The sequence below is a fragment of the Colwellia sp. BRX8-9 genome (genome assembly GCF_014077245.1).
Lineage (GTDB): Bacteria > Pseudomonadota > Gammaproteobacteria > Enterobacterales > Alteromonadaceae > Colwellia_A.
The window spans coordinates 28,831-53,895 of the sequence record NZ_JACGVN010000020.1; the positions used below are offsets into that span (position 1 = coordinate 28,831).

The following is a 25,065-nucleotide window of genomic DNA, read 5'->3' on the forward strand; positions in this document are numbered from 1 at the left end:
AGCTTGGTTACCTTGGCAATGCTGTAGTAACCAGTAATAAAAATAAGATCAAAATAATCTCTGATAATATACCTGATAAGATAGTAAAAAGGCATTGCAATGCCTTGTTAATTTAGTAAGTATGCATAGCCATACTAAATTAAAGGATGCGACGTGCGATCACCTTCACTACAATCACTTCATATTTACCCGATTAAATCGGCTGCTGGTATTTCATTATCGACTAGTTGGGTTGATGACTTGGGCTTGAGCCTTGACCGCCGTTTTGTCATAACAGATAAAAATGGCCAATTTATAACCGCCCGCACTGAACCAACACTTTGCCTTATTAAGGTTAATTTATCTGCACAGGGCTTAATATTAACCGCTCCAGATATGCCAGCGCTGCATCTACTTTATCAAGAATTGTCACCCATTTATAAAAAAGTAACGGTATGGCAAGATGAAATACAAGCACAGTATGGCCATGAAAATTTTGATTTATGGTTCAGCCAATTCCTAAAAAAACCTTGCCAGCTTCTTTATTTTGGTAAAAAATCACAGCGTTTAGTTAGCAAAAGTCATAAAAAAATTGCCTTTGCTGACGGTTATCCACTATTGCTTACCTCTCAAGCCTCACTCGATGATTTAAATAACCGGCTAACTCAACAATCAATCCCTGCGATTACCATGAAACAATTCAGACCTAATATTGTGGCTAACCTCTGCGATGCCTACGCCGAAGACACTTGGCAGCATATTCGTATTGGCGAGGTTGAATTTGAAGTAACTAAGCCTTGTTCACGTTGTATTTTCACTACAGTGAACCCTAACAATGCCGAAAATCATCCACAGCAAGAACCGCTAACAACCTTAATAAACTACCGACAAGTGGCCAGTGGAGATGTGATGTTTGGGCAAAATTTAATTGCGCTTAATCAAGGAAGTATTCAGCAAGGTGATGAAATTGTTATTTTAAAGAAGCAAAATCCACCTATATTTATTGCCAAACCAACAACAAAAACAGCTAACAAAAAAACGACTGCACAAGCCAGTGTTAACAAGGAGCCAAAAAAAATGCGTAAAGGAAAAGTTAATTTAAACTTTGAGTCATGGAACAAAAACGTTATTGGCAACACAAAAGACTCTATTTTAGAACAAGGTGAATCAGCAGGAATGCTACTCCCCTATTCATGTCGTGGTGGCATGTGTGGTCGTTGTAAAATAAAACTGATCGATGGTGATGTTAAACAACTAGCTAACGACGGTTTAAGTGACGACGAGAAAGAGCAAGGCTTTGTTTTAGCTTGTAGCTCAGTGCCACAATCAGACTTAGTGTTAGCAAAAAGATAATAAGCAACCGCTTTTATTGAAAAATAATTCCCGATAAACCTTTGATACATATATCGTAACGTGACTAAAGTGAACGGCAATTGATACCGTTCTCTTTTTAACGACTATCCATTTTTTTATAACCCACCTTGTATGAAAAAGCGTTGATAAGCAAATATGCTTTACTTTAGCGCTGAGATAATTCAATCCTCTTTACTATATTTTATCTGCTATGTATCTAGCATTTTATCATTCTACTTTTAATCCGCTCTAACAGTATCAAGCTAATGTTTGATGTAAATCAACAATAAAACAGCTGCATCATTAGACAAAATCACAACTTGATTTAAATCAAACTTTGCATTTTGGCAAAGTGACAAAATCAGCCCATTAATTAGTTCTCAAGAAATAAACATTAAACCATATTAAATAACTCCACTGTGTGTGGCCTCCTTGTTTGGTCGCAATAACGTGTGTCGAGCCGCAAGATACATACATAAAATAGATAGGATATACACGATGAAATTTACGAAAACAAAATTATCACTGGCTTTAATTACCGGCTCTATTATTTCTGCGCCTTTTGCAATGGCAGACGATGCGGCATTCAATTCAGGTATTAAAAAAGCACTAACAGACAGTAAAGTAAATGTGAGCTTACGCGCCCGCTATGAAGGTGTCGATGAAGACGGTGCAAATGGCACCACAGATAAAGATGCAACAGCGTTAACAATAAAGTCTCGTCTAACCCTACAAACAGGCAATTATAAAAAATGGTCGTTAGGCCTTGAGGTTGATAATGTAACCGCCATTGTTGATGATTATAATGACTTAACCTTTGATTACTCTGGCAGTGATGCTGTCGTTGCTGACCCTGAAATAACCGACGTTAACCAGGCTTTTTTACAATACAATAGCGGAAAAGTGAAATTAACAGCAGGTCGCCAACGTATTTTACATAATAATCAGCGTTTTATTGGTGGTGTTGGCTGGCGTCAAAATGAACAAACCTATGACGGTTACCGTATTGAATATACAGCAAGCGCTGCACTTTCCCTCGATTACAGCTACATCTATAACGCAAACCGCATTTTTGGCGATGACAAAAAAGGTGACGATCTTTCAGGTGCTTTTCATTTTGCGAATGCTGCCTACAAAATTAATACCGAACACAAAATATCAGCATTTGCCTATGTATTAGACTTTGATAGAGCACATGCAATGTCTTCAAGCACCTTCGGCGCTCTTTACAATGGTAAATTTGGCGCGGTAAGTGTTAACTTAAGTGCAGCAATGCAAAGCGACGACGGTGATAACCCCGTAAATTACGATGCTAACTACTACAATGCTGAGATAGCCACTGACTTAGGTCAAGTTACATTATTAGCAGGCATTGAGGTTTTAGGCAGTGATAACGCTAAAGCAGCATTTAGTACACCTTTTGCGACCTTACATAAATTCCAAGGTTTTTCAGATAAATTCTTAAATACGGGTAGCAGTACTGGCATGCCAAATGGTGTTGAAGATACATACATTAGCGTTAAAACAAAATTGGCTGGAGTTAAGTTAGCGGCAACATTCCATGACCTAGCGGCAAATGAAGGCAATATAGACTATGGTACAGAATTAGATCTTGTCGCCGCCTATACCTTTAAAAAGGATTACGACTTACTGGTAAAATTTGCCCGTTACAGTGCTGATGAATTGAGTACGGATACCAGCAAACTATGGATACAAGTTGCAACTAAGTTCTAGAAACTTACGCTTGAACATCATCTTAATTAAAGGCTGTTACGTAAGTATCAGCCTTTTTTATGTGGGGTGTCTGTTATGTTATTAAAAAACCAACAAAAACAACAGCAAAGCAGCAAAGTAGAAATATATAATGAATTGTCAATGATGAGCGATTAGAATAGCCGCGTTTATTATCTTCCTACCCAAGGGACTATTTTGTTATTAATGCTCGACAATTACGACTCTTTTACTTTTAATTTAGTACATTACTTCCAAGCATTAGGGCAAGAGGTCGTCGTTGCACGAAATGACCGAATAACTTTAGCTGAAATTAGGGTACTATCACCCCAGTATATTGTTATTTCTCCAGGTCCATGTTCTCCAAATGAAGCGGGATTATCATTAGAGATAGTTAAACACTTTGCCGGTAAAGTGCCAATTTTAGGTGTTTGTTTAGGTCATCAGTGCATTGCACAACACTTTGGTGCAAGTATTGAAAAAGCACTTGTCGTGATGCATGGGAAAACAAGTAGAATAAAACATAACGAAAGTGGCTTATTCCATCAATTAAATAACCCTTTAACTGTGACACGCTATCATTCATTAATTGTTAATAAAGACACTTTGCCTGATTGCCTTGAAGTAACGGCTTGGAGCAAAGATGAACAGGGTAAAAACAATGAAATTATGGCCTTAGCCCATAAAACATTGCCTATTGTAGGTGTACAATTTCATCCTGAATCGATTTTAACGGAACAAGGTATGATGTTACTGAAGAACTTTATTACTCACTGCAAATAAAACAAAAAAATTAGCGTCAGGCGATCACTCTCATTTGTCATCATTCATACTTTTGTGTATGTCGCCGATAAAGACTATTCAAGTTCAACTTTATTGGAAAACACCCTATTAGCTCATGCAGATATTTGAAAACAACGACCTAGTCGCCCCAATATATAAAAGAGCGATGAGCTTAATGATCAGTAAAGGCTTTGCTGAAAAGCAAAGTGGAAAAGTGTCTGTTGCTGTCCATCAAAACAGCGAACAAGCTAATCGCCGCAGAGAATTACTTGCGGTTGAAGAAGAAGCAAATAAAAATAAAATCATTCAGGCCCACGGAGAAAGTTTCTTTACTGAGCAAGTCATGGCTAAATTTTTTACCCATGTGACAACTGAAGTAAACAAAAAATTTGATAACAAAGAAAATCTCTACAACAAAATATTAAAAATTGAAGATGCCATTCCCAGTATTATGGAAATACTGTCAGTGCGCGCCGCTTCGATTAATCGTATTATTCCTTTAGCTAAATCATTACCTTGGTTAGCAAATGAGCTAATTAATCTGGTCAATAAACCACAGTATCGTAAACGGGCCGATGTCCAAGTTACTGACGCAAGTTTAGCATTAAGTTATATCGGCTTAGACAATTTAAAGTTAGTCATGCCAACCTTTATGCTCAAACATTGGTTACCTAATAGCACGGCTCCTTACACGTTAATGAAAAGAAAACTTTGGAATGACAGTTTGGCTGTTGCCATGTCTTCCTCCGTATTGGCTAAAAAAGCAGGTATGGATGAATTTTCGGCTTTTGCTGCTGGCATGTTTAGTCACCTAGGACTAATCGCTGTTTCTCGCTGCTTTTTAACCACTTATAGTGAGTTACATACCGCAGAATTAAAAGCTGCTTACGAGAATAAAGATAAAAAACTTCATGATACATTAGTTGCCTTTGACGCTTCACCAGACTTATTAATCGAACAGCTAATAACACGCAGCAGCAAGATATCAGCAGATTTAGTGGAGTTGATGCGTCTAGACCGCTTGCAAATTACCGAAGCTATATTTGATCTTGCCTACACAGAAACATTAGAAAAAATGTGCCCACTAGCGCAAATAGTCACCAAAGCAAAAGCGTATGTTGCTTTTAGAAGCTTAGCTAAAGATGATTTAATCAGTAATGATGAAGCTAAGTTACTGTTAACAACAGTACGAATCACACCACAAGAAATCAATTTATTAAAGAAAAGCGACATTGATCACATAAAATTAAATTTTAAATAATTTTTGATTAATTATGAAAAGTTTACCTATTGTTAATAACGCACTGAGTTCGTTACCTCACGAGCAATTCCGTTAGTAAGCCTATAAAACTCTCTTTATATAGTTATGCATCTATACTGAATAAAACATGGCAAGCCTTTGTTTTATAAGGTCTGCAGTCATTTTGAGCAAGACAGTACTTGTTTTCTCTGTCATACTTAGCGCCTAATTTTTAGCTTCATCATTTTTATGTCTGCTGAAAAATAAACTAATATAAGGTTTTTACCTGCTGAGCTATTTTGCGGTAATGCCAAGATACACTGCACAGCAGTGTTTAATAACTTGAGGTGTGAACAATGACTAACCATTTTCCTGTAGACCGTAAATTATTTGATGACGTAATGGTACCTAACTATGCGCCGTCAACGGTAATCCCTGTACGTGGTAAAGGCTCTCGTGTTTGGGATCAACAAGACCGTGAATTTATTGATTTTGCTGGCGGTATTGCGGTTAACTGTTTAGGCCATTGTCACCCAGCATTGGTTGGCGCATTAAAAGACCAAGCTGATAAAATTTGGCACTTATCTAACGTAATGACGAATGAACCCGCTTTACGTTTAGCTAAAAAAATGGTTGATCATACTTTTGCAGATAAAGTTTACTTTGCCAACTCGGGCGCTGAAGCAAATGAAGCAGCCCTTAAATTAGCTCGTCGCTGGGCACTTGATGTTCATGGCGCAGGCAAAACACAAATTATTGCATTTAATCAAGGTTTTCACGGCCGTACTTTCTTTACCGTTACTGTTGGTGGACAAAAAGCTTATTCAGATGGTTTTGGCCCTAAGCCTGGTGATATAGATCACGTTGACTACAACGACCTAGAAGCACTAAAAGCAATTATGTCTGATAAAACTTGTGCCATAATGATTGAACCATTACAAGGTGAAGGCGGTTTAGTTTCTCCTACACAAGAGTTCATTGAAGGTGTGCGTGAACTTTGTGATCAACATAACGCTTTACTAATCTTTGATGAAGTACAGACAGGTGTTGGCCGTACTGGCGACTTATATGCTTATATGGGTCTAAATGTTGTACCTGATATTTTAACAACCGCAAAAGCATTAGGTGGTGGTTTTCCAATCGGCGCGATGATAACAACAACCGAACTTGCTAAACACCTTAAAATAGGTACTCACGGTAGTACTTATGGTGGTAACCCATTAGCCTGTGCTGTAGCTGAAGCCGCATTTGATACGGTTAATACGCCAGAAATTTTAAATGGTGTAAAAGAAAAAGCAAAACGCTACGTTGCAGGTTTAAACGCAATTAATGCTAAGCATAAAGTATTTAAAGAAATTCGTGGTAAAGGCTTGTTAATTGGTGCGGTACTAACCGAGCAGTATCATGGCAAAGCAAAAGACTTTTTAAACGCTGCTTTAGAAGAAGGTGTTATGACCTTAGTTGCTGGCGCAAACATTATTCGTTTTGCTCCTTCATTAGTTATTCCAGATGCTGATATCGATGAAGGCTTAGCGCGTTTTGAAAAAGCTGTTGCTAAACTAGCAAAATAGTCATTGTTAAATTACGTTAATAAAACAATTACACCGTTGAAATTGTAGTTATTTTTCTAAAATGACTGCAATTTCATTTTTCTTTGTAAAAAATGAGATCTTTCTATGATTATTATACGCCCTATTCAAGCGAGCGATTATGACTCTTTACATCGTATTGCGATAGAATCAGGACACGGTTTTACATCACTACCTGTCAATGAAGGCTTATTAAAGCAACGTATCGCTCATTCTGAGTATTCTTTCGATAAAGATGTGTCGCACCCGTCTAGCGAAGGTTATCTGTTTGTAATGGAAGATACTGACACGGGTCAGGTTGTTGGTACAAGTGGTATTGAAGCCGCTGTAGGTTTAGAAGATGCTTTTTACCATTATCATTTAGGTAAAGTCGTCCATAATTCTCGTGAGTTAGGCATTTATAATACCGTAGAAACATTGTCACTGTGTAATGACTACACGGGTGCATCTGAAATTTGTACTTTGTTTTTGGGTGAGAGTCACCGAAAAAATAAAAATGGCCGTTTTCTGTCTCGTTGTCGCTTTTTGTTTATGGCTGAACATCACGAGCGCTTTGCAGACACAGTTATCGCTGAGATGCGTGGTATATCTGATGAAGAAGGACGATCTCCTTTTTGGAATTGGTTAGAAGAGCATTTCTTTTCGATGGACTTTCCAACAGCCGATTACTTAACCGGTATTGGTAAAAAAGTCTTTATCGCTGAGTTAATGCCAAAGCATCCTATCTATGTCAGTTTATTAAGCAAAGATGCACAAAAAGTGATTAACGAAGTTCATCCTAAGACATTACCTGCCTTGCGATTATTAGAAGCCGAAGGTTTTGCCCGCCGAGGATACGTTGACATCTTTGATGGTGGCCCCACGGTTGAAGCACAAACAGCCAAAGTAAAAACAATTCGAAATAGTGGCAAGTATCAAGTCATTATTGGTGAGACAGATGATAAAGCTAATTTTATTATTTGTAACACGAAAGTTGCAGGTTTTAGAGCTGTTCAAGCAAAGGTATCGCTAAGAGCAACTGCTGAACAGGTGTTGATGTCAGACGATATCGCTAAAGCACTGCATGTAAATGAAGGTGATTTTGTACGCTTAGTTCGCAATTAAAGTAAACCTTGATTCTCTAAGCAATCATTTTATTTCACTGAGCAGCGCGCAGTGAAATAATAATTAGTTCATTAGGTGGGTTTTTATGTCACCTGGTAACGTCGTAAAGTATAAGGACAGAAAAATGTCAAAAGCAATACAATTAATTAATGGTCAGTGGCAAGCAGGTTTAGGTCACGATGTTAGCTCGTTAAACCCAGCAAGAAACACAGTTATTTGGCAGGGAAAGTCTGCTTCTAAAGAACAAGTTGATATTGCGGTAAAAAGTGCGAGAGCTGCGTTTGAGTCATGGGCAGACATGAGCCTTGAAGCACGTATTGCTATTGCTGAAAAATTTGCTGTGCTTCTTGGCGAGAACAAAGAAAATCTGGCAATAACCATTGCAGAAGAAACAGGTAAGCCTCTTTGGGAAACCCGTACAGAAGTTGGCGCCATGATGGGTAAAATAGCGATTTCTGTCAAAGCAAACAATGAGCGAACGGGTACTGTTGAAAACCCAATGCCTGGCGCAAAAGCAATGATACGTCATAAGCCTCATGGTGTTGTTGCCATTTTCGGTCCTTACAACTTCCCTGGTCATTTACCTAACGGACATATTGTTCCTGCATTAATAGCGGGTAACACAGTTGTATTTAAACCAAGTGAATTAACACCAAAAGTTGCTGAAGAAACCTTAAAACTTTGGTTACAGGCGGGTTTACCAAACGGTGTCATAAATCTCGTACAAGGTGAAGTTGAAACAGGCAAAGCGCTTGCTTCACATCCACAAATCGATGGTTTGTTTTTTACCGGTAGTTCAAATACTGGCCATTTATTACATGAACAATTTGGCGGCCAACCGGGTAAGATTTTAGCTTTAGAAATGGGTGGAAATAACCCACTAATCGTTAAAGATATTAGCGATGTTAAAGCGGTAGTGCATGATATTATTCAATCAGCCTTTGTTACTACAGGACAGCGTTGTACCTGTTCAAGACGCTTATTTATTGAAGCAGGCGAACAAGGTGATGCTATTATCGCTAAGCTTATTGAAGCGACAAAAGCGATTAAAATAGGTTATTTTGACGATGAAGAACAACCTTTTATCGGTTCAATGATTTCTGAAAAAGCAGCGTTAAGTCTTGTTGCTGCACAGCAACAGTTACTAGATTTAGGTGCACAATCATTAGTTGAAATGAAGCATTTAGAAGCAGGTACTGGTTTTATTTCTCCGGGTATTGTTGATGTAACATCGATTAAAGCTATGCCTGATGATGAGCATTTTGGTCCATTATTAAAAGTATACCGTTACACAGATTTCGACGCGGCGATCAATGAAGCAAACAACACTTCATTTGGTTTGTCTGCTGGCCTATTAAGTGACAGCGAAGATTTATACAACCACTTCTTCCGTAGAATACGTGCAGGTATTGTTAATTGGAATAAACCAATTACAGGCGCAAGTAGTGCGGCTCCATTTGGTGGTATTGGCGCAAGTGGTAACCATAGAGCAAGTGCATTCTATGCAGCTGATTACTGTGCTTACCCAGTAGCCTCTGTTGAAGCACCTAAAGTGTCATTACCAGCAACATTAAGCCCAGGCTTGAGTATTTAGGCACACTTACAGTAATGTACGCTAATAAGTTAATAATCAAAGCTGGGCTTCGTCCCAGCTTTTTTAAGAATATAGATCAAATCTAGCCATTCAGCCTGAATAGTTAGCAGTGACACGCATTCTCATAAATCCTTTTAAAATGAACGCCTCTCTTTAACTATTCATTAGCCACTAATTTTACCTACTCCTACTACGGATATTTACATGACAAATATTAATTCAATTCAACACCAGCAAGTTACTGACTTGTTTACTAACATTTGGCAAAACTATATTGAAGTTACGCCTTCTGCCGATAAAATTCATCATTTACTCAGCTCAGGAGGCGATTTAATCAACGATCATGTTGCTTATCGAACCTTTGATAGTGCGAAGGTAAATTTAGATAAATTAGCCGCGATCTTAATAGCGCTAGGTTATAAATATTCTGGTGAATATGACTTTTCAAGCAAAAAACTTAATGCAAAACATTTTGAACACAGTGATGCGAGCTTGCCAAAAGTTTTTATCAGTGAATTACGCGTCAAAGAATTCTCAGTTAATGTTCAAAACATTATCGAAAAAATGGTTAGTGCTATAGACGATGAGAAGGTTGCACAGAGTAGTTTCTTGTATTCAGGTACGCATTGGCAAGTAAGTAAAGCAGAGTACCAAACCTTGTTGGCAGAAAGTGAATATGCCGCTTGGGTGGCTGCTTGGGGTTACCGTGCAAACCACTTTACTGTCAGTATCAATCACCTAGATAACTTTTCGACTATTGAAGAGGTAAATAGCGCCGTTAAAGCAGGTGGGTTTTTATTAAACACTACCGGCGGTGAAATCAAAGGCGACTCAATCGTTAAACTTGAACAATCGTCAACCATGGCAGATAAAGCTATTGTTAAATTCTCAGATGGAGAAGCAGAAATCCCTAGCTGTTTTTATGAATTTGCTAAGCGATACCCATTAGATACTGGCGAGCTATATGCTGGTTTTGTTGCGGCTTCTGCAGATAAGATATTTGAAAGTACCAACGTAGCAGCATAATTGTTGTTCGACACCCCATCAATGGGCTAGATTATAGCGAGCAGAAATAAAGCTCTGTTCGCTAAACTTTTACAACATTGATATTACTTTGCATCGCATAGTTCCCCCCTCTTTCATTCCACTGATATTAGTTGCATTGTCGATTAGAAATAACAAAAACCTTTTGTTGATGTTCAGTCTTTCTATTTGGGTACTTATTTCGGAGCCTTTTGTTCGAATAAGAACTTATCCTTTTCCGATATTATAATTAGTCTTTCATGTGACCAGTATTTAAAGCATCGCTGATGACTGAAAGGGATCAACCCTTACTATGCATACACAGCTATTTATAGATAAGCGTTTCATTTAACGCCCTCTAATTCTTAATGTATGGCATTTACCCTTATATAAATACAGCAAACGTTAAAGTTCAGTGAACAATAAATATCGCTTGTTAAATATTAACCATAAAAAAACCCGCTAAGTAGCGGGTTTTTTAACAACTAAATTATTATTTAAACAATTTTTAGAAGCGGATTGAAGCGCTTAAACGAACATAACGTGGAGTCTGCCAGTTCTGTGCTAAGCCGTAAGTTGGGCTAACAAAGTAGTTACCTGAACCGTCTTCATTAAAATCAGTTCTAGATTCATCATCATAAATCTCGTCGAATTCAGATGCTGTATCATTGTTAAATACGTTGAAAACATCTGCACGAAGATTTAAGTCAAAGTCTTCAAATTCAATGTCGTAACTAGCCGTTAAATCAAGGTTCCAAAGAGAATCTGTTGTACCTTCTGAACCACGTTTAGCTAATTGACCGCCTTTGTAGAAAGACTCTGAACCATATGCCTGAGCAAATATATCAGTTGGGTGAATACCAAATGCACTTCTTGGCTTACCTGCTTGCCATGAGAAGTTTGCACCAATATTCAAGTCATCAGTAACTTGGTAAGAACCAAATACTTTAACTGAATGACGACGGTCATTTGGTAAGTTACCATCACCACCATCTAATAAACCAGGTTGGTCAAAGTTAGTTGTTAAACCAGCGTCATCTTGACCGTTGTCTGAACGAACTAAACCTTCGTTGTTACCCCAGCTATGAGACCAAGTGTAAGTACCAGTTAACATCCATTTGCCATCCCACTCTTTGTTAACAGTTACGTCAACAGCAGCATATTTACGGATAGCTTCAGGGTAGTTTAAGTCAGATGCAGGAATAGTGTATTCTTGATTAGCTAAAGGACCATTGAAGTAATCACCATTTGCATCTACTTGATTATCATCAGGGTCAGTAGTTACAGTGATATCTGTACCAGGATTAGTTAGTACATAATAATGGAAACCTGTACATTCAGTACAAGCTGAACCGAATTCACGATTAACATATTCATTAAAACCATAATCGATTGCAACATCTTCAATAGTTGTTGCTAGCTCACGGTAAGTACCTTGAACTGCCATGCTCCATTCGTCATTTAACTGGAACTGGTAACCGGCAATGAATTCATCTGAATACATAGGGTCGATGCTTGAATCAACAATTGCGCCTGCTTCTGGAACATCACCGTTTGAGAATACATCTCTAGGACGACCATCGTAAGTACCACCAGTTAGATTAGGAACTTCTAACCCGTCGCTGCTCATACCGTCGTAGTTGTAGTAATCTTGAGTATAAGTTTCAGCACCGGCTAAACGAATGTTAGTGTTAGCAGCGATTGGAAGATAGTAACGACCGTAGCTTGCCCATATTTTAGACTCGCCATCGCCCATAACATCGTATACTGCGCCTAAACGTAATGCCCATTGGTTTTCAAGTTTAATGAAAGATTCACCAATACCATTCTTGTTTTCAAATGAATCGTTACGAATACCAGCATTAATAACTAGATCGTCTGTAGCTTGCCATTGATCTTGAATGTAGTATGCAAAGTTTTCTGATTCAAAAGAACCACCGCTGCTGTATGTACGGTGACGCACATAATCAATCGTAGTATCATCTTCACCGATTACGTATAAGTAGTAAGCGCCACCAGAGTTAATTGTTTGTTGGTTTGCCGTTAGTGATTCTTTATCAACACCAAAACGTATTTCATGATCACCTAAGTACCAATCAGCATCGATACGAACAACTTGACGCTGATCATCACCTTCACCAATGCTAAAGTTAGCAAAGTTACCACCAGGAACAAACGCTCCTGTTCTAGTAAAGTTACGGTAAATAGCTGGGTTAGCATCTAAAACACTACCAGCTGTACGGTCTGTTTCATTGATACCGTATTGAACTGATACTGAAAAATCGTCAGTAATAATAGACGTTAATTTAGCTGTGTAGTTCAAACCACCATTGTCCTCAAAACTTTCTTTTGGTTCAGCACCAGTAGAACCAATATAATCAGTTCTCAATGTAGTTGTAGTACTTTGATCAGAGAAAGCTGAGATTTCAAGGATATTGTTTTCAGTAATATACCAATCTACTTTTGCACCCCAGAAAGAATCATCATCTTTTTGTGAGTATAAGCTTTGTGCAATACCTTCTGGAGTAGAAGCTTGTCCACCGTTGTATTCAAATTCATCGCTACGCGGGCTGTATAGTGCGTAATAGAAAAGAGTATCTTCGATGATAGCGCCACTTGCCCATAAGTTAACTTCGTAGAAGTCATTCTCATCGCCAGTGTTATCAATACGTAAAGTACCGTCATCACGTTTTTGTGATTGCTTATCTTCTCTTAAAGCATCTGGTTCGTAGTAAACATTTACGCCAGATTTAAATTCGTTTGAACCACTTTTAGTTTTTGCGTTAATTACGCCACCAGTAGCACGACCAAATTCAGCCGAGTAACCACCAGTTTTAACTTCAAATGTATCATACATTTCAAATGGTGGTTGACTAGAACCAACACCTGTACGGAAGTTAGTAATGTTAAGACCATTCACGTAGTAAGCATTTTCAGCTACAGATGCACCACCAATAGATGGGTTGTTACCAAAAGCAGAATCACCTTTAGTTGTGCCCGGTGCTAATAAAGCAACACCAGTGAAATCACGTGCAACAGGTACTCTATCAAGAGTTAAAGTATCAACAACGATACCTGTACTTGAACTTGTGATATCAACCATAGCAATAGCTGAACCAGTAACTTCAATGCGCTCAATATCATCAGCAGCTAGAGTCATGTTAAGGCTAACTTTACCGCCCATACCAACTTTAACATCTTTTTGAGCTGTGATTTGGAAGCCATCTTTCATTGCTGTAATGTCATACATTCCAGGAGGAAGAAGCGGGAAGCGGAAAGAACCTTCGCTATCAGAAACAACAGAGCGGGTTAAACCAGTTTCTTTGTTTACAATTTTAATTGTAACTGAACCAAGAACTTGACCACTTTGGCTAATAGAACTACCAGTAATATAACCTGTTGTGTTATTTGCCATTGCAGGCATTGCTGCACTCAATGACATCGCTACTGCTACAGCAGTAATTGATTGTTTAAAGCTACGCTTTAAATTAGAATTTTTCATATTAGTGTTTCTCTCTGGACTTATTAGTTTAAATATTTATTGTTTTAAATTCTTTGAATATTTCAACAAATTGTTACATTAGGTAACAATATCCATTAATTCTGCCTGAATATAGAAATATTACAACCCCTATTACAAAAATGTTTTTGAACTTTTTTATTAGTACCTAACCAACTGTTAATCAATGAAATAATCAACCTATTAAACAAACCATATCCAAATATGTATCGATTTATAGACGCTACAAAGAAAAAAAAAGCCTTTTTGTAACTTTTTTGTAAAAATATTTTATACAAAATATCCGTATTAATTGAAATATTCCAAATATCAGTAATCAAATTAAGCTATAAATCACTTGATGGGGCTACAATGAGTTCTACTTTATATAATGCAGATCAATTTAACTGCAGCTCTGTGGCTGAGCGATTTAAAAAATATAACGATTTACCTCGCCCAGAAATAATGCCAATGTTTGATTTATCCCCATATTTACATGGCCCGTTAAAAAGTTAAGGGGGAATTTTCGTTAATGTTTAGGCAAAGTGTTGAGTAGAAAAATAATGATCAGTTTAGATGAGCAAGCAGCCAAGGTTCTACGCGACGACAGTTAACGCATGAAATAAACCTAGTTAATAACTGAGGTATCTAGATATATAAAAAAAATGCCAGCAAGATGCTGGCATTTTTATTAAGTTATCATTTAATTAGAAAGAAAGACGCGCACCTAAGTATAGTCTTCTAGGTTGAACCCATTCAATAGCTTCACCAAAGGCATAAATACCGTCACCCGCTTTAAGATCTTGTTCACGTACACCTGCTTGATCATCCAAGACATTAAACATATCTACAAAAAATTCTGCTTTGTATTCATCAAAATCATAAACATATTTAACACGAAGATCTAAAGTACCATAGGAAGCACTAGTGTTAGCTGCGACCACACCATCTTGAACCCAACGTGAAGAAATACCGCCAAAATCATAAGCATTATCTTCACGTAACGGGAAGTGACGACTACCGCGAGCGTAGTTAGTACTATAAAGTGTCCCCGAGTTCCAGTTGTAAACAGCACCAACTTCAATGCCATTGTCAAAATAATAACTACCTGCCAGTTTCGCTAAGTATTTAATATTACCCGGTTGATCACCCCACATATTAGGTGCGGCTGGATCTAACTCTAATACATCACCTTGGTAATCAGCGTTGCCATCTGAGTTTGAATTACCTTGCGCATCGTTATAAGTAAAGGACGCAAGCATTGACCAATTGTCTGTACGGCGTTTACGGAAAGTTGCCTCAAGACCTTGATATTCACGTTTTGCACCAGACAGTGTGCCGATAACAAAGTTTGATTCAGGCGCTTCTGAATATCCAAAGTATGAATAAGGTAAGTAAAAGGGTGAATTTACTAATGCTTCATTATTTGGATCTGAGAAAGTTCCTAGGTCATAATCTTCCATGATATCTTTGGTTACACGCTTAGTGTAAGTAAGATCAATACTCATATCGTCAGATAAGGCTTGCGTATAACCAATTAATAACTCGTCCGTGTAGGGCGTTTTAATACTGGGAGCGAAAAAGGCATCTTGACCACCCTTTTGACCACCACGTGTACGGAATGTTAGCCAGCGGTCACCAGCAAAAACTTGCTCTTCACGAACAGGGCCCGTCAGATTACCCGCAAAACTTGTCATGTCGGTACGAATCGGATCATAGTAGCGACCAACAAAAGCAAAGACTTTACTTTCCCCATCGTTATTAATGTCCCATGCAGCACTTAAGCGAGGAGCAATTTCCCAGTCGAACGTTTGAATCGTATCGCCTGCAGATGAAATATGCTCATATTTTTCCGAACGTATGCCAATATTCACCGAAATACCATCATCATTGCTCCATTCATCTTGAATAAAGAATACTTGACCTTCAATTGACATTTCAACCGGAGCTGTTTGGGTCATATTAATGCGATAAACATTATTTAAACCATTTGGATTACCCGTAGAACTATTAAAAGTCATCTCATCTAATTCTGCACGACTAATTGCACCATCATTATCAGAATCTAACAGGCCTAAATAGTATGCGCTATCAGTTGCTACCATCGCATCTAGAATGCCATCTACGTCACTGTCTGAATCAGAAATATCGGTAGTTCCTGTCCAGCTATCGCTAACATAGCTACCAAAAGTTGCACCTGAATTTTGACCTGGAATTGATGTGTATTGCGCGCCGTCACCAGTATATTCTAGGCTGGTTTTAAAGGTACTTTTAGTTTGTGAGTAACCGGTTTTAATAACATGAGAGCCAAAATCACTCGTATCTAAATAATATTCGGCAGTAATTTTCATTTCAGTGCCATCACGACTGGTAATAGAGTCAGAACCGAGTCCACCGAGTGAAAGATCACGACCCGTAGGGTTACCCCCTAAATAAGCCACATCATTTCTTGAAGATTGGTCTGCGGCTAAACTAGACAGCTCTCCTTCATGTGAAGCATATTCTGCAGTAACAATTAAATCATCCCATGTATGAGAGTATTCAAAATGCAGATTATCACCACCTTGTTTTCGAGCTCTATCTCGATTATTAAAGAGTGACGCATCAGCTGAACCACTTATTTCTGTTGGATCGTTAAAGTACGAAACAACAAAACGATCATTTTGAGTTGCTTGCCAAGTTAATTTAGCAAAACCTAAATCAGCTTCATTAGTAATCGTGCGTTGTAGTGCACCCGTTTCTGGATCAGCAACATCTTCTTCAAGGTCTTTGACTTGATAAGAAGTAAAGAACCATAATTCATCTTTGATGATTGGACCACCAAGCGTAAAAGCCGTATCAAAGGTTGAAAAACTATTTGCATCTTCATTTTTGTTATCAGCAACTAAGCCATCATTTTGCAGGTAGTAGTTAACAGAACCATGAAATTCATTACTGCCTGACTTAGTAATAACGCGAGAGACTAAACCTGCACCACCGGCAAACTCAGCAGGAATACCACCCGTCAGTATTTGTTGTTCTTGAATAATTTCGGAGTTAAAGTTTGCACCAAATGTACCTGTGTTATTATCGGTAACATTAATATTATCAATATAATAAACGTTATCTGTAGATACCCCTACACTGCCACCACTATCACTATAGTTAACACCTGATTTAGAGGAAGGGTTTCCACCTGTAGAAGGTTTAGTACCTGGTGCTAATTGTAAGTATGCTTGATAATTACGCGCAGTAGGCAAAGATTCAAGCATCTCTAAAGTTAAATCAATACCTGATGTCGTTGAGCTAGTATCAATGGTTGCAACAGAGCCTCTCACTGAAATCACTTCGATATTATCCCCAATACCAGATAAGATGTAATTTACATCAAAGCTTTTACCTGACACTACACGCACTTTATCACGTGAAAAAGGTTCAAAACCATTACCTGTTATTTCAACTTCATATTTAGTTGATGGGTCTAAACCTGATAATCTTAAGTAACCATTTTTATCAGTTACGCCTTTGCGGCTAACTAAACTTTCAGAAGTGCTTACATTTACAACGGCACCCGCTACAGGTTTACCCTCTGCATCAGTTACTTGGAATTTTAGACCACCGGTATCTGCAAATGCTGTACTCATACCTAGAACAGTCGTTACAGCGATAGCTGCAATTGAGCGTTTAAAGTTTCGCTTTAAATTAGAATTTTTCATTATTAGTATTTCTCCCTGAACTTATAATTTTAATTATTTAAAATCATGAGGTTAACTTTTAAACAAATCGTTCGTTTAATTAACAACCCCTTGATACTGCCTGAATATGGAGATATTACAAGCCTTTAGGTCAAAGTTATTTTGAACTTTTACAGACGAAGCTAACCACCTGATATTTATATAAATGTCTATTTATTCGTACAGTAATGTTTGCAACAATATATCTTTTTCAATAAAAAAAAAGACTAATTAATAGACATATTTCAATCTAAATTGTTTTTATAAATAACGAAAAAATAGCAGTGACCAACCTTGATCAAACGCCTACATAAGAGGTATGGTATATTTTTTTATAAAGGTTACATTTTTAATGGTTACAGATACTGAAGGTTACATCCATATTATTGAATACTTGACTGAGCATTTCAGTTTATTTGAAAACTCCTCCTCAGTAAGTGCTGATTCAGATACCGTTATGAGCGTTATTGAACAAGAATTAAGTGAACAAATCATCAGTATTTGCAGCCAGAACGAAGCGTTGTCTTTTAATCAGCGCAATACTATTATTCGAGAAGTTGATGCTATTGTTTATGATTTAGAAGAGATTCTTTCTGGCGTTATTAACAACAAAGTCACTAACGAGCAAAAAACATTCATTAAAGAATTTGCCTTACTGATTAAGAATTTATTTGATAGCGAAATTCACAGTCAGTTTTTATCTTAAGGCGTTGAGCGAATTATTTCGAGCAATAATATTTACCAACAAAAAACCTGATCACGACCCAAGTCTTTCGCTTGATATAATGCTCGGTCAGCGCGGGTAAAGAAATCATCAAAGTTATCATCTGCAAATCTTATACAAGTAACACCGATACTAACAGTTACTTTAATTTCGCCCTGCCACTCACCTTTTATAATTAGATTACTTTGATTAAGTCGAATACGCTCTGCGACAACCTTTGCTGACTGCAATGTAGTTTCAGGGAGCAATATTGAAAATTCTTCACCGCCAATACGGGCTAAAATATCTTCTTGTCGAAGACAAGGAAGTAAACATTGAGCCACTGACATTAGCACCTTATCCCCTATTGGATGACCGTAGCTATCATTGATATCTTTAAAGTGGTCAATATCAATAGCAATCAAGGATAGAATGCGAAGGTGCCTTTTAGCACGATGAAACTCTCGTTCAGCATGATCAATAAAATAGCGGCGGTTATACAGCTTAGTTAATGAATCGGTATTTGCTTGTTTTCTAAATTCTTCTTTTAACGCATACAATTCACTGACGTCGGTAGAAAATCCAATTAACGTTGGAAGTTCACCTTGGTGTTGATAAGGAATTTTTGTACTAATATAGTAACGTACATTACCTTGTTCATCTGCTGAGGTTTCTTCTATGGTTTGTTTTTCGCCCGTATCAAAAACTTTTTGATCAGATTGGTTAAAATGCTCAGCAACATCAAGTGGTAAAACCTCAGTGTCTTTCTTACCAATAATATTTTCTGCTGACGTACCAAATAATTCAGCAACTTTACTGTTTACATATTTAAATGTTCGCTCATTATCTTTCATGTAAATATAAGCATCAACATTATCAAGTACCGTATGAAGTAATTTTTTCTGTGCTTTAATTATTTTTTGGAGCTTTTTTTCTGCTGTTATATCTGTTGATACACCACAAATACCGATGACATTGTTAGCATCATCGAACAAGGGTTTTTTAACCGTTTTATATATCCGGGTTTCTTGTAGGGATTTGATGAAGTTTGTTTCTTCATTTTCTACAGTTATAGCCTCTTTAATAACCTTTCGATCATTTTCTTTTAGTTGCTGAGATAACGCTAAATCAAAGAAATGACTATCATCAAAGCCAATGATATCTGTTGAGTTAATATTAAATAAATCCAGTACAGCCTGGTTTACATAGGTATAGCAACCATGAATATCTTTAGTGAATATACAAGTGCCAACGTTGTTTAACACTTCCGTTAACATCTTAACGTCTACGGATAAATTATCCTTTGACGTTGAAGTAACGGGTAATGGTTTCTTTTTACTCACTAATAAACCTTAACTGTTGATGATATTACAGAAAGTTTAATTGTAGTTGAAAATTAATAATAGGCATTATGCTTGCGACATAATCGTTATTTAGCCAATATTTATTCAGTGGGTAAGCTTGCATAGTGCAGAGACAGGAGATAGGTTTAACCGCTAAAGTTATCTTGATATAACCCAAGAGAAAATGACTTTCTATTGGGTTATTAAATCATCAGTGTTAATAAGCTATGACTTTAAATTAGTAAGCGCCGGCCGCATAGGTTAATTCATAGCTGTGGCTGTAGATTTCTAATATATTACCAAAAGGGTCTTCCATGTAAATCATACGATAGGGCTTTTCACCGGGATAGTAGTAACGCGGCTCTGCCATACGTTTTTTACCACCTGCTTCGACAATTTTTTCCACCAGTTCTTCAAGATTAGGATCTTGCACACAAAAATGAAACACGCCTGTTTTCCAGTATTCAAAGTTGTCTTCTGGATTTTCTTGATTAGCAAATTCGAATAGCTCAACGCCGATACGGTCGCCTGTCGACATGTGGGCTATTTTAAATTTACCCCAATTAGCACCAAATACGTCGGTACACATAGCGCCAATGGGGCTATCATCTTCAATGATTTCTGTTGGTTTCATTATTTCATACCAACCTAAAACGCCAGTATAAAATTCAACAGCAGCCTCTAAATTAGGGACTGAAATACCGATATGGGAAAAAGTTCTTGGATATGCTTTACTCATTTTTATTACCTCGTTAAATTTGATAGACAAAGTATAGTGAACTTTATAAAGTATATAAAATTATCATTTGTAATATAAATGAGTACATTTTGTTATGATAAATCTTATTTGGTTAAAAACATTTTGCACGCTTGCTGACGTTGGACATTTTACCCAAACAGCAGAAATTCTTTTTATGACGCAATCAGGCGTAAGCCAGCATATAAAAAAACTTGAAGCGCAGTTGGACATTTTATTATTAACGCGGGAGGGTAAGTCTTTCTCATTGACCGATGCGGGTATTAAATTACGCCAACAAGGACAAGATTTATTAGACACATCTGCTGATATCGAAGCTTCAATTAAACAAGATGATGCTTTTATCGGTGTCATTAAAATAAGTACACCTGGCAGTGTCGGCTTAAAACTATACCCAAAGATGCTTGATATGCAGCAACGCTATCCGGCGCTTATTATCGATTACACCTTTGCACCCAATAAAAATATAGAGCAAAATTTAATTGAGCGAAAAATTGACCTGGGGATACTCACTGAGTTAAATAGGAGCCCACAGTTAGCCTACAAAAAAATAGCCATTGAGCCTTTGGTTTTAGTGACGTCAAGTGATATCACAAGTATCAACTGGCAAGTGCTTACTTCTATAGGTTTTATCAGCCACCCTGACTCAGAACATCATGCACAACAATTATTGAGTAAAAATTACCTTGAATTTGAACATACAAGTCAATTTAAGCACAAAGGATTTTCTAATCAAATAAGTTTGATTTTATTGCCCGTTAGCCAAGGATTAGGTTTTACCGTATTACCCCTACATGCGGTAAACGCTTTCCCTGAGCAAAACCTGATAAAAGTACACACATTGGAGATACCGGTCAGTGAAACCTTATATCTTTGCCAAAACAAACATTCGTTTGACACTCAAAGGAGTCAATTAATTAAAAAATCGATTCGTAAATTTATTTTATAACATTGACTATAAAAACTCACTTAGCCTATGAATTTTTTAGCGATAAGCAAACACTCAAATCGGCTCATAGTGACTTAATTGTAAATTTATTTCCAGCCGACCCGCCATTGATCACTGACTTTTAGATCCCGCCAATCTATGGTGTATTCATTATGAGTCATCACCGCTTCGATAACACAGGCAATTACTTTTTGTTCTTCGTCAAACTCCACCTTAGTGATAATAAAGTGTTTTTCTTTATTGGTAATATCAACTTTAGTCCACTTACTATTGATGAGGGCTTTGGGATTAATTTTATTCATCTTTACCTTAGTGTATAAGTTATTGTTTCAAAAAAGACAGTGTAAATATCGATAATGAAAATTGCCCAGGGACTTTTTTAGTCATTAAAAATCCGACTTCTTTAATATCTTCTGAGTTAAGTAAAGGCGCATTTGGTATAGCCCTTCCACGAAAAGTTGCTTTAAAGTCTGCAAGCTCGAAGATATGATTTTCACGCTTATTAGCGACGGTTTTAAAGTCATGTTTATAAGCTAACCGGTAGCCATTTACATAAATAATTAGCCTTAATTGATAGGCTTGCCCGTCACCTTCGGTGTTAATAACAAGTGTCTTATAAGATTGTGGAAGATTATCGACAGCACGAAAAACCGAACTAAAGCCGCCATTATTGTCTAGAGAGATGCTACCGCTAAAAATGCCATGATCTTGAGCAAATATCATTTCCCCGTTTGATAAGCCGCCCATAACGCCATCATTGGTTATCCGCCAGCGTCCGTTTTCTTGTTTTGAAAAATCAATCATATAAGCCTTCTTATTGCCACTTGAATTATCATTGGCCTGGTTATTAATATTGTTACCACTGGCATAAGCACTGAAAAACAAACATAAAATTAAAATAAATCGCATCAATAAATTCCACTTAAGTATTCTATATCGCCTTTTAAATACGCAAAATAAACTTGTTAAGATCAAAATCACTAAAAATGAGCTAAAATTAATACTCTAACGTATGTAGTGTTAGATTTAATTTAAAATAATAACCAACGAGTAAAAATATATGCGCATTTTTTTATTGATATTGTTTATCAGCCTTGCCTCAGGTTGTAGCACAAAATATACAAATCAATCAGTCACAGGTAAAGCTTTTCCAGCGGTTACCGGACAAACATTAGAAGAAAACACAGTCAATATTCCAGCCGATTTCAACAAAGAATTTACTTTATTATTAGTAGGCTACAAACAGAATTCACAGTTCGATATCGATAGATGGTTAATCGGTTTAGATATGACTGAAACTAAAGTCGATGTCTATGAGCTCCCGACTATTCAGGGATTGTTCCCAAAAATGTTTAGTACTTTTATCGACAATGGTATGCGTGCTGGTATTCCAAAACCTCTTTGGAAAGGGGTGATTACAATTTATGAAGACGGTGATAAAGTTCAAGCTTTCACTGGAAATGAAAGCCCTAATAACGCGCGAGTATTACTGTTAGATAAAAATGGCATCATTGTTTATTTTTATGATGACGGTTTTTCAGTTGCAGCGCTTAATGAGTTGAGAGATAAGTTAACGCCATCGAGCTAGTGTAACTTTGTTGAGACTTGTGCAAGAGACAGTAATTAACCGTTACTGTCTTTTGCCAATTTTAGCTATTTACCCAACGTTTAGTCTTATCTATTTATATACCTATGCTTCTTTATTTCCTTCAACGTTGTCGTCAAAGTATTTTGAAGCACGACATGAAGCACGACATATTAACTCACCACTTCACCCTTGATTTTTACCGCACCAAAACGGGGCGCTTAATCACATCAGTGCAATTTTCTCGGTTACTCATTATTTCAAAAACCCACTAACCTCAAATAAAAACCCTTTATTACAATGAATTAGTAGCAAAACACTGTTTACTAATGATCTGGCATAAGACTTGATGCTCTAATGATAATGAATCGTTATCTATAGTGAAAATTATGCTCTCTGCTTTTATTGAACAACACAAACTACCTGATGAATTCAGCGACACCGTTAGACTGCATTATCAACCACTTGCTGAGCGGATATTAGGGCAATTCAAAAAAAACAACACACCGTATTTTGTTGGTATCAATGGCTGCCAAGGTAGTGGAAAGTCTACATTAACAGATTTTCTCGCTGAATATTTAACAACACAATACCCTCTTAATGTGGTGGTAATGTCTTTAGATGATTTTTACCTAACAGGTGAAAAACGTCAGCAGCTTGCAGAAAACATTCACCCCTTATTAGCGACCAGAGGTGTGCCAGGTACCCATGATATGGCGACTCTTGAGCACGTACTTTTACAATTAAAAGCCAAAAAAACCGGGTTTTCTATCCCTAGATTCAATAAGGCTACCGATGAACCCTATCCAAAAGAGCAGTGGACTGTGGTTGATAAACCAATAGATATTATTTTATTAGAAGGATGGTGTTGGGGGGTAAAGCCTCAAACTGAAGAACAGCTAAGGTCAGCTATTAATGAACTTGAATTGCAGTATGACGCTAAAGGTGAGTGGCGAAATTACGTTAATCAACAACTGAGCGAAGCTTATGTTCCCTTGTACAAAAGCATGGACTTTTGGTTAGCACTGCAAGCACCATCATTTGACTGTGTTTATAAATGGCGATTAGAGCAAGAGCAAAAATTACAAGCTAGAAACATCGATTTAGCTAATTCAAAGGTTATGTCTCCTGCAGAAATATTAAACTTCACCCAATATTTCCAGAGACTTAGCGTACAGAGCTGCACGACTATCGCACAATCTGCTGACGCAATATTTTACTTAGATTATGCTCGCCAAATCAAAGATGTGCCTCTAAAGGAAGTACGATGAGCTCATTAAGAACACTTGTTTTTAGTGACTTAGATGGAACCTTACTCGATCACTTCACTTATCAATCAAGGCCCGCAGATAAAACACTTGCGCAATTAAAATGTGCAAATATTCCGGTTATTTTAAATACCAGTAAAACCCTAGCTGAATTAGCCATTATTCATCGTGAACTCAAACTAGATACCCCCTTTATTATTGAAAATGGTGCCGCTATTTATATACCTATAGCTACTTTTTCAGCACAACCTGCTGACACTGAAATTGTTGGAGACTATTGGGTAAAATCTTTCTGTTTACCTAGGCAGCATTGGTTAACTTTATTAGCTGAAAAAACTGATGAATTTAAAAAGTATTATCAAGGTTTTTCCACTATGTCTGCTGCTGACCTTACCGAAATAACAGGGCTGTCGTTAACAGAAGCTAAGCGCGCTCAACAAAGACAATATGGTGAACCCATTCAATGGTTCGGTGATGAGGTCAGCAAAAATAGCTTTATAGAGCATCTTATTGATCTAGGAGCCAATGTTGTTCAAGGTGGTCGGTTCATTCATGTCGGTGGCTACTGCGATAAAGGCCAAGCCCTAATTTGGCTAACAGAGCAATATCGAGAAAATTTTAATAACCCTGCAATTCTGACCATTGCCTTGGGTGATGGTGAAAATGATAGCCCAATGCTAGAAGCCGCAGATATCGCGGTACAAATTCGCTCACCTGTTCATAACTTCCCCAAACTCTATCGCCAATTTAAAACGACTCGTACGCAAGATTATGGTCCTGAGGGTTGGGCTCAAGCACTACAAACCCTGCTTGCAAAGCAACTACTTTCATCTTCTACTATTATATAAGAGG

The 25,065-nt window shown here is 37.3% G+C and carries 20 protein-coding genes; 14 read left to right on the plus strand and 6 right to left on the minus strand.

The annotated features are described in order from the left end of the window. Window positions 1–153 precede the first annotated feature (153 nt). The 8 genes from H4J70_RS20930 to H4J70_RS15560 all read left to right on the plus strand — a co-directional run bounded on the left by H4J70_RS20930 (window position 154) and on the right by H4J70_RS15560 (window position 10,399). Entirely contained in the window at window positions 154–1,332 is a 1,179-nt protein-coding gene (locus tag H4J70_RS20930; protein WP_182242286.1) for an MOSC N-terminal beta barrel domain-containing protein, read from the plus strand. 498 nt (window positions 1,333–1,830) lie between these two features. After that, window positions 1,831–3,066, plus strand: a complete 1,236-nt coding sequence (locus H4J70_RS15530; protein ID WP_182251414.1) for an alginate export family protein — start codon at window positions 1,831–1,833, stop codon at window positions 3,064–3,066. A 195-nt stretch (window positions 3,067–3,261) separates the two neighbouring features. Next, window positions 3,262–3,846, plus strand: coding sequence for an aminodeoxychorismate/anthranilate synthase component II (locus tag H4J70_RS15535; protein WP_070375702.1), 585 nt, complete (start codon window positions 3,262–3,264; stop codon window positions 3,844–3,846). Between the two features lie 115 nt (window positions 3,847–3,961). Next, on the plus strand, window positions 3,962–5,107 hold the full coding sequence (locus H4J70_RS15540; RefSeq protein WP_182169190.1) for an HDOD domain-containing protein: 1,146 nt from the start codon (window positions 3,962–3,964) through the stop codon (window positions 5,105–5,107). A gap of 335 nt (window positions 5,108–5,442) precedes the next feature. Then, a complete protein-coding gene (locus H4J70_RS15545) occupies window positions 5,443–6,657 on the plus strand; it encodes an aspartate aminotransferase family protein (RefSeq protein WP_070375700.1) in 1,215 nt (404 codons plus the stop codon). 105 nt (window positions 6,658–6,762) lie between these two features. Further along, window positions 6,763–7,779, plus strand: coding sequence for an arginine N-succinyltransferase (gene astA, locus H4J70_RS15550; RefSeq protein WP_182213797.1), 1,017 nt, complete (start codon window positions 6,763–6,765; stop codon window positions 7,777–7,779). A 124-nt stretch (window positions 7,780–7,903) separates the two neighbouring features. Then, window positions 7,904–9,373: a succinylglutamate-semialdehyde dehydrogenase gene (gene astD / locus H4J70_RS15555; protein WP_182222451.1), complete on the plus strand. Its 1,470-nt coding sequence runs from the start codon at window positions 7,904–7,906 to the stop codon at window positions 9,371–9,373. Between the two features lie 204 nt (window positions 9,374–9,577). Continuing rightward, entirely contained in the window at window positions 9,578–10,399 is an 822-nt protein-coding gene (locus H4J70_RS15560) for a DUF1338 domain-containing protein (RefSeq protein WP_182251415.1), read from the plus strand. A gap of 505 nt (window positions 10,400–10,904) precedes the next feature. Here H4J70_RS15560 and H4J70_RS15565 read toward each other — a convergent pair. Beyond that, window positions 10,905–13,898 (minus strand): TonB-dependent receptor, encoded by a 2,994-nt coding sequence (locus H4J70_RS15565; protein WP_182251416.1) that lies wholly within the window; start codon window positions 13,896–13,898, stop codon window positions 10,905–10,907. Between the two features lie 369 nt (window positions 13,899–14,267). On the opposite strand from H4J70_RS15565, the gene H4J70_RS15570 reads away from it, so the two are divergent. Beyond that, on the plus strand, window positions 14,268–14,411 hold the full coding sequence (locus H4J70_RS15570; RefSeq protein ID WP_182251417.1) for a hypothetical protein: 144 nt from the start codon (window positions 14,268–14,270) through the stop codon (window positions 14,409–14,411). Between the two features lie 191 nt (window positions 14,412–14,602). On the opposite strand, the gene H4J70_RS15575 is transcribed toward H4J70_RS15570, so the two are convergent. Continuing rightward, window positions 14,603–17,590: a TonB-dependent receptor gene (locus tag H4J70_RS15575; RefSeq protein ID WP_182213804.1), complete on the minus strand. Its 2,988-nt coding sequence runs from the start codon at window positions 17,588–17,590 to the stop codon at window positions 14,603–14,605. 370 nt (window positions 17,591–17,960) lie between these two features. On the opposite strand from H4J70_RS15575, the gene H4J70_RS15580 reads away from it, so the two are divergent. Continuing rightward, window positions 17,961–18,314 (plus strand): DUF3802 family protein, encoded by a 354-nt coding sequence (locus tag H4J70_RS15580; RefSeq protein ID WP_182213806.1) that lies wholly within the window; start codon window positions 17,961–17,963, stop codon window positions 18,312–18,314. 32 nt (window positions 18,315–18,346) lie between these two features. Here the strand turns inward: H4J70_RS15580 and H4J70_RS15585 are convergent, their stop codons facing one another. After that, entirely contained in the window at window positions 18,347–19,654 is a 1,308-nt protein-coding gene (locus H4J70_RS15585; protein ID WP_310733532.1) for a GGDEF domain-containing protein, read from the minus strand. A 238-nt stretch (window positions 19,655–19,892) separates the two neighbouring features. After that, window positions 19,893–20,393 carry a lactoylglutathione lyase family protein gene (locus H4J70_RS15590; RefSeq protein ID WP_070375692.1) on the minus strand — a complete coding sequence of 167 codons (501 nt, stop codon included), beginning with the start codon at window positions 20,391–20,393 and terminating at the stop codon, window positions 19,893–19,895. Between the two features lie 94 nt (window positions 20,394–20,487). Here H4J70_RS15590 and H4J70_RS15595 point away from each other — a divergent pair, with 94 nt between their 5' ends. Next, window positions 20,488–21,360, plus strand: a complete 873-nt coding sequence (locus H4J70_RS15595) for a LysR family transcriptional regulator (RefSeq protein ID WP_182251418.1) — start codon at window positions 20,488–20,490, stop codon at window positions 21,358–21,360. 86 nt (window positions 21,361–21,446) lie between these two features. On the opposite strand, the gene H4J70_RS15600 is transcribed toward H4J70_RS15595, so the two are convergent. Beyond that, window positions 21,447–21,662 (minus strand): TIGR02450 family Trp-rich protein, encoded by a 216-nt coding sequence (locus H4J70_RS15600; protein WP_182213809.1) that lies wholly within the window; start codon window positions 21,660–21,662, stop codon window positions 21,447–21,449. A 19-nt stretch (window positions 21,663–21,681) separates the two neighbouring features. Beyond that, complete coding sequence (locus tag H4J70_RS15605; RefSeq protein WP_259368066.1) at window positions 21,682–22,269, minus strand: CIA30 family protein; 588 nt, start codon at window positions 22,267–22,269, stop codon at window positions 21,682–21,684. A gap of 151 nt (window positions 22,270–22,420) precedes the next feature. Between H4J70_RS15605 and H4J70_RS15610 the strand changes: the two genes are divergently transcribed. The 3 genes from H4J70_RS15610 (at window position 22,421) to H4J70_RS15620 (ending at window position 25,061) form a co-directional block, all read left to right on the plus strand. Further along, the gene (locus tag H4J70_RS15610; RefSeq protein WP_182213811.1) at window positions 22,421–22,948 is read left to right on the plus strand and encodes a hypothetical protein; all 528 of its coding nucleotides are present in this window, start codon (window positions 22,421–22,423) and stop codon (window positions 22,946–22,948) included. A 386-nt stretch (window positions 22,949–23,334) separates the two neighbouring features. Beyond that, complete coding sequence (locus H4J70_RS15615; RefSeq protein WP_182251419.1) at window positions 23,335–24,216, plus strand: kinase; 882 nt, start codon at window positions 23,335–23,337, stop codon at window positions 24,214–24,216. After that, on the plus strand, window positions 24,213–25,061 hold the full coding sequence (locus tag H4J70_RS15620) for a mannosyl-3-phosphoglycerate phosphatase (RefSeq protein WP_182213815.1): 849 nt from the start codon (window positions 24,213–24,215) through the stop codon (window positions 25,059–25,061). The genes H4J70_RS15615 and H4J70_RS15620 overlap by 4 nt, the downstream gene beginning before the upstream one ends. Window positions 25,062–25,065 lie beyond the last annotated feature (4 nt).